The organism is Methylorubrum podarium, assembly GCF_040270385.1.
GTDB lineage: Bacteria > Pseudomonadota > Alphaproteobacteria > Rhizobiales > Beijerinckiaceae > Methylobacterium > Methylobacterium podarium.
Genome location: NZ_JBELQE010000068.1, coordinates 35,567 through 49,916, shown reverse-complemented (window position 1 = coordinate 49,916; position 14,350 = coordinate 35,567). Strand labels below are relative to the sequence as shown.

The 14,350-nt window shown below is 70.7% G+C and carries 11 protein-coding genes; 5 read left to right on the top strand and 6 right to left on the bottom strand.

Going from position 1 to position 14,350, the window contains the following annotated elements:
- Both ABS772_RS11975 and ABS772_RS11970 read left to right on the top strand, forming a co-directional pair.
- A partial coding sequence (locus ABS772_RS11975) for a cisplatin damage response ATP-dependent DNA ligase (RefSeq protein ID WP_350394804.1) occupies positions 1–1,399 on the top strand: 1,399 nt, incomplete at its 5' end.
- Entirely contained in the window at positions 1,396–1,878 is a 483-nt protein-coding gene (locus tag ABS772_RS11970; RefSeq protein ID WP_350394802.1) for a secondary thiamine-phosphate synthase enzyme YjbQ, read from the top strand. The genes ABS772_RS11975 and ABS772_RS11970, both read left to right, overlap by 4 nt.
- 6 nt (positions 1,879–1,884) lie before the next feature.
- Here the strand turns inward: ABS772_RS11970 and ABS772_RS11965 are convergent, their stop codons facing one another.
- A complete protein-coding gene (locus ABS772_RS11965) occupies positions 1,885–2,331 on the bottom strand; it encodes a DMT family transporter (RefSeq protein WP_350394800.1) in 447 nt (148 codons plus the stop codon).
- Positions 2,332–2,428: 97 nt separating this feature from the next.
- On the opposite strand from ABS772_RS11965, the gene ABS772_RS11960 reads away from it, so the two are divergent.
- Complete coding sequence (locus tag ABS772_RS11960; protein ID WP_350394796.1) at positions 2,429–3,325, top strand: LysR family transcriptional regulator; 897 nt, start codon at positions 2,429–2,431, stop codon at positions 3,323–3,325.
- Between the two features lie 190 nt (positions 3,326–3,515).
- Here the strand turns inward: ABS772_RS11960 and ABS772_RS11955 are convergent, their stop codons facing one another.
- The 5 genes from ABS772_RS11955 to ABS772_RS11935 form a co-directional block, all read right to left on the bottom strand.
- Positions 3,516–3,680, bottom strand: coding sequence for a YqaE/Pmp3 family membrane protein (locus tag ABS772_RS11955; RefSeq protein WP_238257294.1), 165 nt, complete (start codon positions 3,678–3,680; stop codon positions 3,516–3,518).
- 210 nt (positions 3,681–3,890) lie between these two features.
- Entirely contained in the window at positions 3,891–6,095 is a 2,205-nt protein-coding gene (locus ABS772_RS11950; protein ID WP_350394790.1) for an FAD-dependent oxidoreductase, read from the bottom strand.
- Between the two features lie 92 nt (positions 6,096–6,187).
- Positions 6,188–6,685: a DUF2059 domain-containing protein gene (locus ABS772_RS11945; RefSeq protein WP_350394788.1), complete on the bottom strand. Its 498-nt coding sequence runs from the start codon at positions 6,683–6,685 to the stop codon at positions 6,188–6,190.
- A gap of 124 nt (positions 6,686–6,809) precedes the next feature.
- Positions 6,810–8,018, bottom strand: coding sequence for an acetyl-CoA C-acetyltransferase (locus ABS772_RS11940; protein WP_238257297.1), 1,209 nt, complete (start codon positions 8,016–8,018; stop codon positions 6,810–6,812).
- A 184-nt stretch (positions 8,019–8,202) separates the two neighbouring features.
- Positions 8,203–9,993 (bottom strand): acyl-CoA dehydrogenase C-terminal domain-containing protein, encoded by a 1,791-nt coding sequence (locus ABS772_RS11935; RefSeq protein ID WP_350394782.1) that lies wholly within the window; start codon positions 9,991–9,993, stop codon positions 8,203–8,205.
- Between the two features lie 321 nt (positions 9,994–10,314).
- On the opposite strand from ABS772_RS11935, the gene ABS772_RS11930 reads away from it, so the two are divergent.
- Entirely contained in the window at positions 10,315–13,590 is a 3,276-nt protein-coding gene (locus tag ABS772_RS11930; protein WP_350394779.1) for an SEL1-like repeat protein, read from the top strand.
- A 415-nt stretch (positions 13,591–14,005) separates the two neighbouring features.
- Positions 14,006–14,326: a hypothetical protein gene (locus tag ABS772_RS11925; RefSeq protein ID WP_350394776.1), complete on the top strand. Its 321-nt coding sequence runs from the start codon at positions 14,006–14,008 to the stop codon at positions 14,324–14,326.
- Positions 14,327–14,350: the final 24 nt, after the last annotated feature.

Here is a 14,350-nt window from a genome sequence, read left to right as displayed (position 1 = left end):
GCCCCCGGCCGTCCCCACCCTCGCTGAGGTCGTGGAAACCCTCGCCACCACCCCGAAGCGCGCCCTGCCGCAGCATCTCGCCCATTGGCTCGACGCCCTCGACGAGACCGGGCGCTGGGCGCTGCTGAAGCTCGTCACCGGCAACCTGCGGGTCGGCGTCTCGGCCCGGCTCGCGAAGACCGCCGTCGGCGCGCTCGGCGGGCACGAGGCGGATGCGGTGGAGGAGGTCTGGCACGGGCTCAAACCGCCCTACACCGAGCTGTTCGCCTGGGTGGAGGGCAGGGCCGAGCGGCCCGAGAGCCGCAACCCGGCCCCGTTCCGCCCGCCGATGCTGTCGCACCCGGTGGAAGAATTCGACGACCTCGAGAAGCTCGAACCCGAGGCGTTCTCCGCCGAGTGGAAATGGGACGGCATCCGCGTGCAGCTCGCCGGCGGACGCGACGGCCAGGGCCGGCAGGTCCAGAAAATCTACTCGCGCACCGGCGAGGACATCTCCGACGCCTTCCCCGATCTCGCCGAGGCGATCACCTTCGAGGGCGTGATCGACGGCGAGTTGCTGATCCTGCGCGAGGGGCGGGTGCAGAGCTTCAACGTGCTGCAGCAGCGGCTCAACCGGAAGGCGGTGACGGGCAAGCTCCTGGACGAATTCCCCGCCCATGTCCGCGCCTACGACGTGCTGTCGGCCGAGGGCGAGGACCTGCGCGGGCTGCCCTTCGGCGAGCGCCGGCCGCGGCTCGAGGCCCTGGTGCGGCGGCTCGACCACGCCCGCATCGACCTCTCGCCGCTCGTCCCCTTCGCGACCTGGGACGATGTCGCCGCCGCCCGCGCCGACCCGGCCTCGGCGGGGGCCGGGGCGGATGCCGACGCCATCGAGGGCGTGATGCTCAAGCGCCTCAACAGCCCCTACCTGCCGGGCCGGCCGAAGGGTCCGTGGTGGAAGTGGAAGCGCGAGCCCTACGTGGTCGATGCGGTGATGATGTACGCCCAGCGCGGCCACGGGAAGCGCTCGTCCTTCTACTCGGACTACACCTTCGGCTGCTGGCGCGAGGGGGCGGAGGGCGAGGAGCTGGTGCCGGTGGGCAAGGCCTATCACGGCTTCACCGATGCCGAGCTGCAAAAGCTCGACCGCTACGTCCGCAACCACACGACCAAGCGCTTCGGCCCGGTCCGCGAGGTCGCCTACGGCCGCGATGCCGGGCTGGTCCTGGAGATCGCGTTCGAGGGCGTGCAGCGCTCAACTCGGCATAAGTCGGGCGTGGCGATGCGCTTTCCCCGCGTCAGCCGCATCCGCTGGGACAAGCCGCCGGCCGAGGCCGACCGGATCGAGGTGCTGGAGCGGATTCTCGCCCGCGGCGAGCGCGAGGTCGCGCCGGGTGCGGCGATGGAGGCATCGGAATGAGGCAGTCGGGTAGAAGCGCCGGAAAGATCGGGCCGCTCGAAGGCTTTTCGGCGGGCGCGGCGACGCGGCAGGCGAGCGCGCGGGTGACGGTCGCCACGCCCGGCCAGGGATTTACTGACATCACCGAGGCGGTCGCGGGTTTCGTCGCGGAGAGCGGCCTCCGCTCGGGCCTCGTCAGCGTGTTCTGCCGCCACACCTCGGCCTCCCTGACGATCCAGGAGAACGCCGACCCGGACGTGCGCACCGACCTGATGACCGCCCTCGACGGGTTCGCGCCGCGCCACGGACAGTACGTCCACGGGATGGAGGGGCCGGACGACATGCCCGCCCATATCCGCACGATGCTGACCGATTCCGGCCTGACCGTGCCGGTGCGCGACGGTCGTCTCGCGCTGGGGACGTGGCAGGGGATTTATTTGATCGAGCACCGCGACCGGGGGCACCGGCGGGAGATCGTGCTGCAGGCGATCGGCGCCTGAACCCGATCAGCGCCGGATCAGGATCACGCCGCCGACCAGCAGGGCGATGCCGACAAGGCGCGGGCCGTCGAGGGGGCGCTGGGCGAGGCCCATCCAGCCGAAATGGTCGAAGGCCACCGAGGCGAGCATCTGCCCCGCGACGAGGAGCGCGATGAAGGCCGCCGCACCGAGCTGCGGCACGAGGACGATGGCGAGCCCGATGAAGAGCGCGCCGAAGACGCCGCCGCTCCAGGCCCACCACGGGATGCGCGCCGCCACGCTCGCCGAGGGGAGTGGATCGCGCAGGGCCACGATGAGCAGCGCCATGCAGGCGAGGCCGACGGCGTAGCTCACGAAGCCGGACCATGCCGCCGAGTTCAGGGCCGTGCGCAGGTTCGTGTTGAGCACCTGCTGGACCACGATGCTGATGCCCGCGCCGAGCGCGAGGAGGGACGGAAGCAGGAGGCGAAGCATCGGTTCTCGGCATCAACGGGGCGCGGCCGGGACATTGACACCATCGCAGCCTCATGCCGTCAAATGCCTCGAATGGCGCAGTCCATGCAATCGAGGCATGATGAACCCCGCCCATCTCGATCTGTTTCGCGCGGTGCTGCGCCACGGCGGCATGACGCGGGCCGCCGCGGCGCTCGGCATCGGCCAGCCGCATGTCAGCCGCGCCATCGCCCAGCTCGAAGCCGATCTCGGTTTCGCGCTGTTCGTGCGTGGCCACGGCGCCGCGCTGCCGACACGGGAGGGCGAGGCTTTCGCCCGCGAGGTCGAGCGGACCTATGCCGGGCTCGACGCCCTGCGCGCGGCGGCGGGCCGGATCCGCGATCTCGGCACCGGCCCGCTGCGCGTCGCCTGCCAGCCCTCGCTCGCCGACCGCCTGCTGCCGCGGGCCATCCGCGGCCTCGCCGGGGACCATCCCGGCGTCCACGTCGCGGTGCAGGTGCCGAGTCCGGACACGATCTGGTCCTGGGCCGCCTCGGGGCAATGCGATCTCGGCCTCGTGCGGCCGCGCTCAGGCTACGAGGCGGTGGTCCGCGAGCCCTTCCTCGCGGTCGATGCGGTCTGCGCGCTGCCCGCCGGGCATGCCTTGGCGAGCCGGGCGACGGTGGCCGTGGCGGACCTCGCGGACGAGCCCATGATCGCCGGTGCGCCGGGCCCGTTGCAGCGCGGCGTCGAGGCGGCCTTCGCGGATGCCGGACTCGTGCCGCACTTCGCCTTCACGGCGCAGTACACGGCGGCTTGCTGCGGCCTCGTCGCCGAAGGCTTGGGCGTGGCCATCGTCGATCTGCTGCCGGCGCGGGCGCTCGCCGGTCTGCCGATCGTGCTGCGGCCGTTCCGGCCGCGCCTGACCATCGAAACGGTGATGATCCACCCGGCGGGACGCCCGCCGGGCCGTCTCGTCGAGCGGCTGATGGCCCATCTGAGGGCGCAGCGCGACGCCCTCGCGGGGTCGGCCTGATCCGCTCATACCGCTTCCGGTCGATCGCTTCGGTGCTGCCTCCCGTCATCCCAGGGCCGCGCAGCGGAACCCGGGATCCACCCGTGACGCCACGCATAGCCGCGCATCACGGGTAGATTCCGGGTTCGCCTTCGGCGCCCCGGAATGACGGTGGTGGGGTCTGGACCGAACCAATCAGCCGGAAACCGTGTCAGCGGTCGCGCAGGAGCAGGTAGAGGGCGTGGATCGAGCCCGGCAGCACGAACAAGATGCAGAGCAGGATGTTGAGGAGGAACTGAAGCCCGAACCCGTTCGTCATCAGCACCGAGATCGGCGGCAGGAAGAACGCGATCAGGATCTTGATGAGGGTCGACAAGGGGAACTCCGGTTCGCTCACAGCAGTCGGGCGGTGAACGAAAGCGGAGCTTTTCGGTTCCGCGGGGGAGGGCTGCCCTCCCCGGGGGGAAAGGGCGCCGGGATCGCGGCAATCGCGTCCCGGATCTGGAATCCGGGACGATCCTGTCGCTCTTCGACTCCCGCAATCGCCTCTTTCCGAAAGCCGGCGGCCGCCTTTCGGAACGATGCTCTACGCCGCCTGCTTCAGCGCGTCGTAGAAGCGCCCGCCGGTCTCGGCCATCGCCACGAGGTTGTCCGGCGGGGTGAAGCGGGGACCGTGCTTGGCTTCGAGCGCGCGGGCCAGGTCCACGAACGCCTTGGCGCCCATGAAGTCGATGTAGGACAGCGCGCCGCCGGTGAACGGGGCGAAGCCGAAGCCGAGGATCGAGCCGACATCCGCCTCGCGCGGATCGATCACCACCCCCTCCTGCATCGTGCGGGCGGCCTCCAGCGCCTGCACCACGAGGAAGCGGTGCTTCAACTCGTCGATGTCGATGCCGTCCGGGTCGAGCCGGTCCGGCTGGATCTCGGCGAGCCCCGGCCAGAGCTTCTTCTGGCCGCCTTCCGGGTAGTCGTAGAAGCCGCGCTTGTTCTTGCGCCCGAGACGGCCGTGGCCCTCGACCATCGCGACGAGGAGCCGCTTCTGGTCCGGATCGACCGCGCTCTCGCCGAGCTGCGCCTCGGTCGCCCGCATGATCTTGAGGCCGAGATCGAGCGCCACCTCGTCGTTGAGAGAGAGGGGGCCGACCGGCATGCCGGCCATCCGCGCCACGTTCTCGATCATCGCCGGAGGCACGCCCTCGGCGAGCATCTTGTGGCCCTCCTTGACGTAGGCCAGGACGCAGCGGTTGGCGAAGAAGCCGCGGGCATCGTTGACGACGATGCCGGTCTTCTTGATCGCGCGGACGTAGTCGAGGGCAGTGGCGACGGCGCGGTCGCCGGTCTGGTTGCCGCGGATGATCTCCACCAGCAGCATCTTCTCCACCGGCGAGAAGAAGTGGATGCCGACGAACTGCGCGGGACGCTTCGACGCCTGGGCGAGCCCCGAGATCGGCAGGGTCGAGGTGTTGGAGGCGAAGATCGCGTGCTCGGGCAGCGCCGCCTCGACCCGGGCGATCACCTCCGCCTTCACTGCCGGATCCTCGAACACCGCCTCGATCACGAGGTCGCAATCCGAGAGCGCGGCATAGTCGGGCGTGGCGGTGATGCGGGCGAGCAGCGCGTCGCGGTCGGCGGTCTTGGCCTTGCCGCGGTTGATCTGGCCGGTGATCAGCTTGTGGCAATGCGCCTTGCCGGCATCGGCGGCCTCCTGGTCGCGGTCGATCAGCACGACCTCCATCCCGGCCTGCGCCGTGACGTAGGCGATGCCCGCGCCCATGAAGCCGGCGCCGATCACGCCGACCTTGGCCACCTTCGTCGGCTCGACGTCCTTCGGCCGGCGGGCGCCCTTGTTGATCTCGCCCATGGAGATGAACAGCGTGCGGATCATCGCCTGCGCCTCCTTGGTGCGCAGGATGTGGGCGAAGTAGCGGCTCTCGACCTTGAGGCCGAGATCCATCGGCAGCTGCAGGCCCTCGTAGACCGAGGCCAGGATCGCCTTGGCGGCGGGGTAGTTGTCGTGGGTCTCGCGGCGGTAGATCGCGTTGGCCGGCGGCCAGATCATCATCCCGGCGGGCGAGTAGACCTTTCCGGACGGCGCCTTGAACTTCGGCACGTCCCAGGGCGCGACCGGCGAGCCGCCCTCGCGGATCCAGGCCTTGGCCCGCTCGACGAGTTCCGCGGCCGGAGCGACGGCGTGGGCCAGCCCCATGTTCTTGGCCATGAGCGGGCGGATCTGCTCGCCCTTGAACAGCATCTGCAGCGCGTCGCCGGTCTGCATCAGCCGGGCGACCCGCTGCGTGCCGCCGCCGCCGGGAAACAGGCCGACCTTGATCTCGGGCAGGCCGACGCGGGTCTTGTCGTCGTCGGCAAGCACCCGGTGATGGCAGGAGAGCGCGAGTTCGAACGCGCCGCCGAGGCAGAGGCCGTGCACTGCCGCGGCGAAGGGCTTGCCGCAGGTCTCGAGCTTGCGGAACACGAGGCTGAGGCGCCGCGACTCCTCGAAGAAGTGGCGCATGGCCACGTCCTCGCCCTCGGCGGCCTTCAGCCGCTCGTACTCGGCGCCGAGGCCCTGGAGCATGGTGAGGTCGGCGCCGCCGGAGAAATTGCTCTTGCCGGAGACGATGACGCAGCCCTTGACGGCCTCGTCGGCCACCACCGCGTCGACGATGCGCTCCAGCTCCGCCATCACCTCCATGGTGATGACGTTCATCGAGCGATCGGGCATGTCCCAGGTTGCGACCGCGATGCCGTCGGCATCGGTCTCGAAGCGGAAGTTCTTCAAAGCTTCGGTCATCGCTCTTCCTCGGGCCTTATCTGAGAAGACCGGCGGCGGAAACGGCCGCCGGTGCTTCGGCTTGAAGCGCCGTCAGGCCGGCGCCCCGCGGATCACTTCTGCGGCGTCGGCATGCCGCCGGGCAGGCCGCCAGGCGCACCGCCGGTCTGGTCGCTGGCGGCGGCGAGCGTCAGCATGTTCAGGAGCCGGGTCACCACCGCCTGCGAGAGCAGGTTCACCTCCGACTTCGGGTCGGCGTTGACGGCCTGGAACTTCTGGTAGGTCTTGTCCTCGTAGATCTTGTCGAGCTCTTTCAGCTCGTCGAGGCTGAACTTGTCGGCGTACTGCTTGGACAGGCCGTCGAGCAGCTCCTTGCGCTGCTTGTCGAACTCGGCCCGGGCCTCCTTGCGCACCTTCTCGGCCTTGTCCTCGGGCATGGTCGAGACGGTCTTCTCGAGCGCCCCGTAGAAGCCGGTATCGAGGTTCTTCAGCACCGTCTTCTCGGTGAGCTGGGTGGCGACGGCGAGCTTGTCGGCGTTGTCGTCGGCCCGCGCCGCGAGCGGCAGGGCCAGCATGACAGCAAGGCAGAGGGCGGCTTTTCTCGACGTCATCGTGGCGTGTCTCCCATTGGCGTTCTGGGCCGACCCCGATCGAAAAGGGCGCGGCGTGGGAGGCCCTTAGCAGCGTTTGCGCGGGGATGGCAGGGCCGGGCGGCGGTTGACGCCGCCCCGTCGATCACACCCGCTCGATGATCGTGGCGGTGCCCATGCCGGCGCCGATGCAGAGGGTGACCAGCGCCCGCTCCTTGCCGGTGCGCTCCAGTTCGTCGAGCACGGTGCCGAGGATCATCGCCCCGGTGGCGCCGAGCGGATGGCCCATGGCGATGGCGCCGCCGTTGACGTTCACCCGGGCCGGGTCGAGGTCGAAGGCCTGGTGGAAGCGCAGGACCACCGAGGCGAAGGCCTCGTTGATCTCGAACAGGTCGATGTCGGACAGGCTCATGCCGGCCCGGGCCAGCACCTTCTTCGTGACGTCGACGGGGCCGGTCAGCATCAGCGCCGGATCGGAGCCGATATTGGCAAACGCCCGGATTCTTGCGCGCGGACGCAGCCCGGCGCGGTCGCCCGCCTCGCGCGAGCCGATCAGCACGGCGGCCGCGCCGTCCACGATCCCGGAGGAATTGCCGGCATGGTGGACGTGGTCCACCGCCTCGACATCCGGATGGGCATCGACGGCGACCGCGTCGAAGCCGCCCATCTGGCCCATCTGGACGAAGGAGGGCTTGAGGCTCGCCAGCGACTGCATGTCGGTGGTGGGCCGCATGTGCTCGTCGCGGTCGAGCAGGGTGATGCCGTTGATGTCCTTCACCGGCACGACGGAATTCGCGAACAGGCCCTCGTCCCAGGACTTGGCCGAGCGCTTCTGCGACTCGACGGCGTAGGCGTCGCAGGCGTCGCGGTTGAAACCGTACTTGGTGGCGATCAGGTCGGCCGAGACGCCCTGCGGCATGAAGTAGGATTTGACCGCGATCGCCGGATCGACCGGCCAGGCGCCGCCTGAGGCGCCAAGGCCGACGCGGCTCATCGATTCGACGCCGCCGCCGACGGTGAGATCGTGCTGGCCGGCCATGACCTGCGCCGCGGCGAAGTTGATGGCGTCGAGGCCCGAGGCGCAGAAGCGGTTGATCTGCACGCCCGGCACGTGGTTGCCGTAATCGGCGACCAGCGCCGCGGCGCGGGCGATGTCGCCGCCGGCCTCGCCGACCGGATCGACGCAGCCGAGCACCACGTCGTCGACCTGCCGCGTGTCGAGCCCGTTGCGGTCCTTCAGGGCGCGCAGAGCCGTCTCGGCCAAGCGCAGCGCCGTCACCTCGTGCAGCGAGCCGTCCGGCTTGCCGCGGCCGCGGGGGGTGCGGACGTGATCGTAGATGTAGGCCTCGGGCATATGCGCTTCCTCGTCTTCCCGGTCGCCTCGATCCCTCTCCCCTCCGCGGGAGAGGGTGGCCCCCGAAGGGGGTCGGGTGAGGGGAGCGACCTTTCCGGATAAACCTGAGCCGGCCCCTCTCCCGCCTCGCATTCGCGAGGCACCCTCCCCCGCAGAGGGGGGAGGGCTTTTCTGCAGCGACTGCTTAAAACGCCTCGGCCGGCAACGCCATGGTCGTCTCGGCGCCGGCCTTGATCCGCGCGAGGCGCAAGGCCGTCTCCGGCAGCATCCGCTCCATGAAGAAGCGGCCGAGCACGAGCTTGGCCTCCATCCGTTCGGTGTCGACGCCCTCGGCCTTCCGCGCCAGCGCCGCCTTGGCGATCTTGCCCCACATGTAGCCGAGCACGACGTTGCCGAGCAGGTGCATCAGGTCGGTGGCCCCGGCGCCCGCGTTGTCGGGCTTCGAGAAGGCGTTCTGCATCAGCCACATCACCGCGGCCTGGAGGTCGTTCAGCGCCGGCTGGAGCGGGCCGACGAAGGGCTTCATCGCCTCGTCCTCGCCGTGGTCCTTGATGAAGGTCTGCACTTCGGTGAGGAAGGCCATCATCGCCCGGCCGCCGTCCTTGGGCAGCTTGCGGCCGATGAGGTCCATGGCCTGGATGCCGTTGGCGCCCTCGTAGATCATGGCGATGCGGGCATCGCGCACGAACTGCGACATACCCCATTCCTCGACATAGCCGTGGCCGCCGAACATCTGCTGCGCCTCGACCGCGTTGGCGAAGCCCCGGTCGGTCAGCACGCCCTTCACCACCGGCGTCATCAGGCCGAGCATGTCCTCGGCTGCCTGACGCTGTCCCGCGTCCTGCGAGCGGTGGGCGATGTCGGAATTGAGCGCCGTCCAGAGGACGAGCGCGCGGCCCGCCTCGTTGAAGGCGCGGATCTGCATCAGGGTGCGGCGCACGTCCGGGTGGACGATGATCGGGTCGGCGGCCTTGGCCGGCTCCTTGGCGCCGGTGAGCGCCCGGCCCTGGAGCCGCTCGCGGGCATAGGCCACCGCGTTCTGGTAGGCGACCTCGGACTGGCCGAGCCCCTGCACGCCGACGGCGAGCCGCGCCTCGTTCATCATCACGAACATCGCGTTGAGGCCGCGGTTCTCCTCGCCCACGAGCCAGCCCTTGGCGCCGTCGTAGTTCATGACGCAGGTGGCGTTGCCGTGAATGCCCATCTTGTGCTCGAGCGAGCCGCAGGACACCGCGTTGCGCGCGCCCACCGTGCCGTCCTCGTTCACGAGGAACTTCGGCACCACGAAGAGCGAGATGCCCTTGGTGCCCGACGGCGCGCCCTCGATCCGGGCGATGACGAGGTGAACGATGTTCTCCGACAGGTCGTGATCGCCCGCCGAGATGAAGATCTTGGTGCCGGTGAGGCTGTAGGAGCCGTCGCCGTTCGGCACCGCCTTGGTCTTGAGGAGCCCGAGATCCGTGCCGCAATGCGGCTCGGTCAAGTTCATGGTGCCGGTCCAGGCGCCCTCGACCATCTTGGGCAGGTAGGTGGCCTTCTGCTCCTGCGAGCCGTGGACCAGCAGCGCGGCGACCGCGCCCTGCGTCAGGCCGGGATACATGCTGAGCGCGAGGTTGGCGCCGGAGCCGAACTCCTGGATCGCCGTGTTGAGCACGTGCGGCAGGCCCTGGCCGCCGAATTCCTCCGACACGGACAGCCCCATCCAGCCGCCGGCCGCGTAGGCGTCGTAGGCCGCCTTGAAGCCCTTCGGCGTGACGACGCTGCCGTCCTCGCGGCGGGTGCAGCCCTCCTGATCGCCCGACAGGTTCAAAGGCGACAGGACTTCCTCGGCGAGCTTGCCGCCCTCGTTCAGCACCGCCTCGACCACATCGGGTGAGGCCTCGGAGAAGCCGGGCAGGTTGTCGTAGCGATGGATCGCGAGGACGTCGTTGAGGAGGAAAAGGGTGTCCTCGACAGGGGCCCGGTAGCTCGGCATCGCGTCAGCCTCCCGCATCATTGTCGGTCGAGCCGAGCCCGCGCGGCCGGCTCCGATCCAAGATAGTTCACATGTAAACTATCCCCCGGCCGCTTCGCAAGGGCCGTCCGCGCTGGACCCCCTGCGGCGCACCGGCAACCACGGACCCCGCAGGCGGGCCGGTCCCGGAAAAGCGCGGCGGTTCAATCGCTTTCTTAACCAGCCATTTACCAAGAACGGAAAAGGTCGCTCCTGTCCGATCCGCGATCTGCCGCATCACGCCTCAGCGCGAATCGGCACTCCGGTGGATACCGGAAGCCGCCGACTTCGGATCTCCGCGCGATGAAACAGACTGCCCCGATCAGCCTCGAAAGCTTCGACCCGGAGGTGCTCGCGGCTGCCCGCGAGGTCGCCCGGCGGGCGGGGGTGCCGCTGGAGAGCTGGATCGCCTCCGTCACCGCGCCCGACACGGCGAAGCCGGGAGCGCGGCGGCGGCGCGCGGACGCCTCGACCATGGCCAAGGACGCAGGCAAGGACGCAGGCAAGGACGCGGGCACGGAGCAGGCGCGGCAGGCCGGAGGACGGCCGACGGACAAGATCGCCGCACCCCGGAAGGAGGCGCCGCAGCACAAGCGCCGCGAGGCGGTTCCCGCCGCCCCGGCCTCCGAGGATTCCGGGACGGTGTCGCCGGCGGCCTCGCTCGAAGCGTCGATCGGCGCGATGATGCGGCGGCTCGACGCCCTCGATCGCTCGATCAGCGAGGAGCGCGAGGCCTCGAAGGCCGACGCGGCCCGGATGATCGGCGACATCGAGCGCAAGGTCGGCGAACTCGCCGGGCAACTCAGCGCGCCCCGGCCGCTGGGCCGCCGCGGACGCCCGCTCGCCACCGAGGTCCGCGACGCCGTCGCCGAGGTGCGCCGCCGCCAGCGCGAGCTGGAGGAGGGCATCGCCGAATGGAATGCCGCCGGCGCGGTCGAGCCGGAGGTGTCGGAGGCCGCCGAGGCCGCGATGCCGGCCGCGGACCCCTACGCGGGTGAGGCCTACGGTCAGGAGCCGTCTCCGGCCATCGTCGAGCTGCAGCGCGAGACCACCCGCCTGCGCGACGCGCTCGGCGGCCTCGCCACCGGCCGCGACGTGGGCGAGCTGGAGCAGACGATGCAGGCCGTCGCCAGCGACCTCCAGCGGGCCCGCGATCCGCAGGAACTCGCCGCCATCGCCGCGCCGATCGAGCTGATGCGCGTCCAGGTGGAGCGCCTCGCCGGGGACGTGGCCGACAACGTTCATGCCCGCGTCGCGGGTGAAGTGGAGCGCTTGGTCGCGAAGGTCGACGACGTCCTGTCCGGCGCCCTGTCGGGTCCCGCCGACCAGAGCGCCCTCGACAGCGTGTTCCGCGAGCTCGACGAGATCCGCCGCCTCGTGGCGTCCCTGGCGGGTCCGGAACGGATTCAGAGCCTCGCCCAGGGCGTGCAGGCGATCAGCGTCCAGATCGCCCAGCTCCAGCGGGACGAGGATGCGGGGATGGCCGCCATCAAGCCGCTGCTGGAGGAGATCCGCGGCGAGCTGAAGTCGCCCGATCCCTCCCGCGAGATGCCCCGCGAGCTTCTCGGACGGTTCGAGGCGCTCGCCGACCGGCTCGGCCGGACCGAGACGGGTCCGGTTGGCGAGCTGATCGCGCGGCTCGAGACCGTGGCTGAGAAGGTCGATCGCGTCAGCGCGGACGGCAGCGGACTCGACGCCCTGGAGCGCCACGTTCTCGCCCTGGCGAGCCGCCTCGACGCCCCGCGCGACACCGATCCGGCGATCGCGCGCCTCGAACGCTCCATGGGCGATCTGCTCGCCCAGGTCGCGGCCCTGCGCAGCGGGACCGACCTGGAATCCACCGTCGCGCGCGCGGTCCGCGACGCCGTGGCGGGCTCGGCCGCCCCGCTCAAGGCGGCCGGCGGCGATTTCGAGCTGCTGCGGGCCGATCTCGCCGAACTGCGGGCGAACCAGAAGGGCTCGGACCAGCGCCTCCAATCGACGATGGAGGGCGTCCACACGGTGCTGATGCGCCTGAGCGAGCAGCTCGATCGGACGATGACGTCCCCCGCCGCCCTCGCCGCCGCCGCTCCGCAGGAGCGCGCGCCCGTCGCGCCGCCGAGCGAGCGCGTCTCGCAGGAGCGCCCCGCCGCCCCGAAGGCGGCGTCCGAGCCGGCCCGCCCGCGCCGGACGGCGACGGCCGAGCCGGTCACGGGGACGGACGCGAGCCGCCTGTCCGATGAATTGCTGGAGCCCGGCGCCGGCCGCCCTGGACCCGGCCGCCCGTCCGCGCCGGAGGCGAGCCCCGCCGTCGGCGGCGCCGACATCAAGACGAGCTTCATCGCCGCCGCCCGCCGCGCGGCGCAGGCCGCCCAGGTGGAAGCCGCGGCCGACGCCCCCCTGACGGCGCGGCTGCGCGACAAGGTCGCCCCGGCCTCCCGCCTGCCGGGGGCGGAGACGGCGCCGCTGTCGCGGATCCGCTCCGCTCTCGACGGCCGCCGCCGGACCCTGTTGCTCGGCCTCGCCGCCGTGGTGCTGGCGCTCGGCGCCTACCAGGCCTTCGTGGCCGGCACGAGCGCGCCGACGGAGGGCGGTTCCCCTGATGCCCGTCCGGTGGCGGGCACCGCGCCCGTGATCGCTCCCGACGCCCCGGCGAGCCGCAGCGCGGACGCCAAGGCCGAGCCGGCGCCGGGCGCCACGGCCCAGACGCAGGCGTCCCCCGCTCAGCCCTCCGCCGACGCGCCGGCCCCCGCCGCCGCCCAGGCGAGCCCGGCCGATCCGGTGACGACACAATCCATCGCCGAATCGAAGGCCCCGGCGGCCAAGCGCGGGCTGCCCCCGGTCGCCGGCATGGCCGCGCTCGGGACGGACCTCGCCGGCCTGCCGCCGGCCCTGGCCAAGCTCAAGCAGGATGCGCTCGACGGCGACGGCGCCGCCGTGTGGGAGATCGCCTCCCGCCAGGCGGAGGGTCGCGGGGTGACGCGCGACCTCGCGCTCGCCGCCCGGTTCTACGAGAAGCTCGCGATGGCCGGCTACGCCCCGGCCCAGTTCAAGGTCGGAAACGCTTACGAGAAGGGCTCCGGCGTGATCCGCGACGTCGAGAAGGCGAAGGTCTGGTACGGCCGCGCCGCGGATCAGGGCAACATCCGGGCGATGCACAACCTGGCCGTCCTGCATGCCGAAAATCCGGCCGCCAACGGCAAGCCCGATTTCACCAACGCCGCGAACGCCTTCCGCCGGGCGGCGGAGCACGGCGTGCGCGACAGCCAGTACAATCTCGCCGTGCTCTACGCCCGCGGCCTCGGCGTCGGCCAGGATCTCGTCCAGTCCTATCTCTGGTTCTCGGCCGCTGCGGCGCAGGGCGATCAGGAAGCGGGCCGCAAGCGGGACGAGGTCGCTACGAAGCTCTCGCCGAAGGATCTGGCCGAGGCGAAGAACGCCGCCGCGAGCTTCCGGGCGAAGGCCGTCGATCCGGCCGCGAACGAGGCCCCGTCGCCCAAGGCCACCGCCGCGGCACCGATGTCCCTGATGGGCGTCCCGTCGCCGGGCATGCCGACCGGCACGTTCCAACCCTCGGCGCAGAAGCGCGTCGGGGTCTGAGCGACCGCTCGGAACGAGATTTCATCGTCGAGACAGGCCGCGTTCCGCCGAGGAACGCGGCCTGTTGGCGTTTGCGCGTTCGGCGCCGCGCATCCACCGCGGCTGGAGCGGGGCTCGCACGGATCTCCGCCCGCCGTACCCACCGCCTCGGCCCGGCCGGATCGCCGCGAGCGTTCGATCAGCCGCCCACTCGGAAATGACTACCCGAGCTGCATGCCTCGACGCTCTCAGTAATGATCGATACTCTTTATATACGTCCAAGCAACGGATCTAATCCCATACGATTTTTGCGTTTATATACGGATTAAAACTCGTTCCATTATTGTGTTTTATCACACTTGGCACGGCAAAATTGCATGTTACGTGCGCTCTTGCTTCGAAATTAATCGGCATTTGAACAAGAGAGGAGCACGACATGCTGCGCTTCGCATCACTCGCCTCGGTCGTCCTGCTGGCAGTCGCCGTGATCCCGGCCGCGGCGCAGCCGGCCCGGGCGAAGAAGAGCACGTGGACCGCATTGCCGTCGCAGGTCGTGCCGCCGGCCCCGCCGCGCGTCGCCAACGACGGGTTCGGCGCGCTCCCGCTCCCCGTGGGCCGCGCGTCCGGCTACTGCGACATCGTGGTGAAGCGCGGCGGCGGCAATCCGACCCAGGACATGACCGGCTCGATCGGCCACGCCAAGAGCTACCAGGCCGGCGGCGGCGGTCCGGCCCGCCAGCGGGTCTGCGCCCGCTGAGTATCCGACCTTCGACGAAAGGTT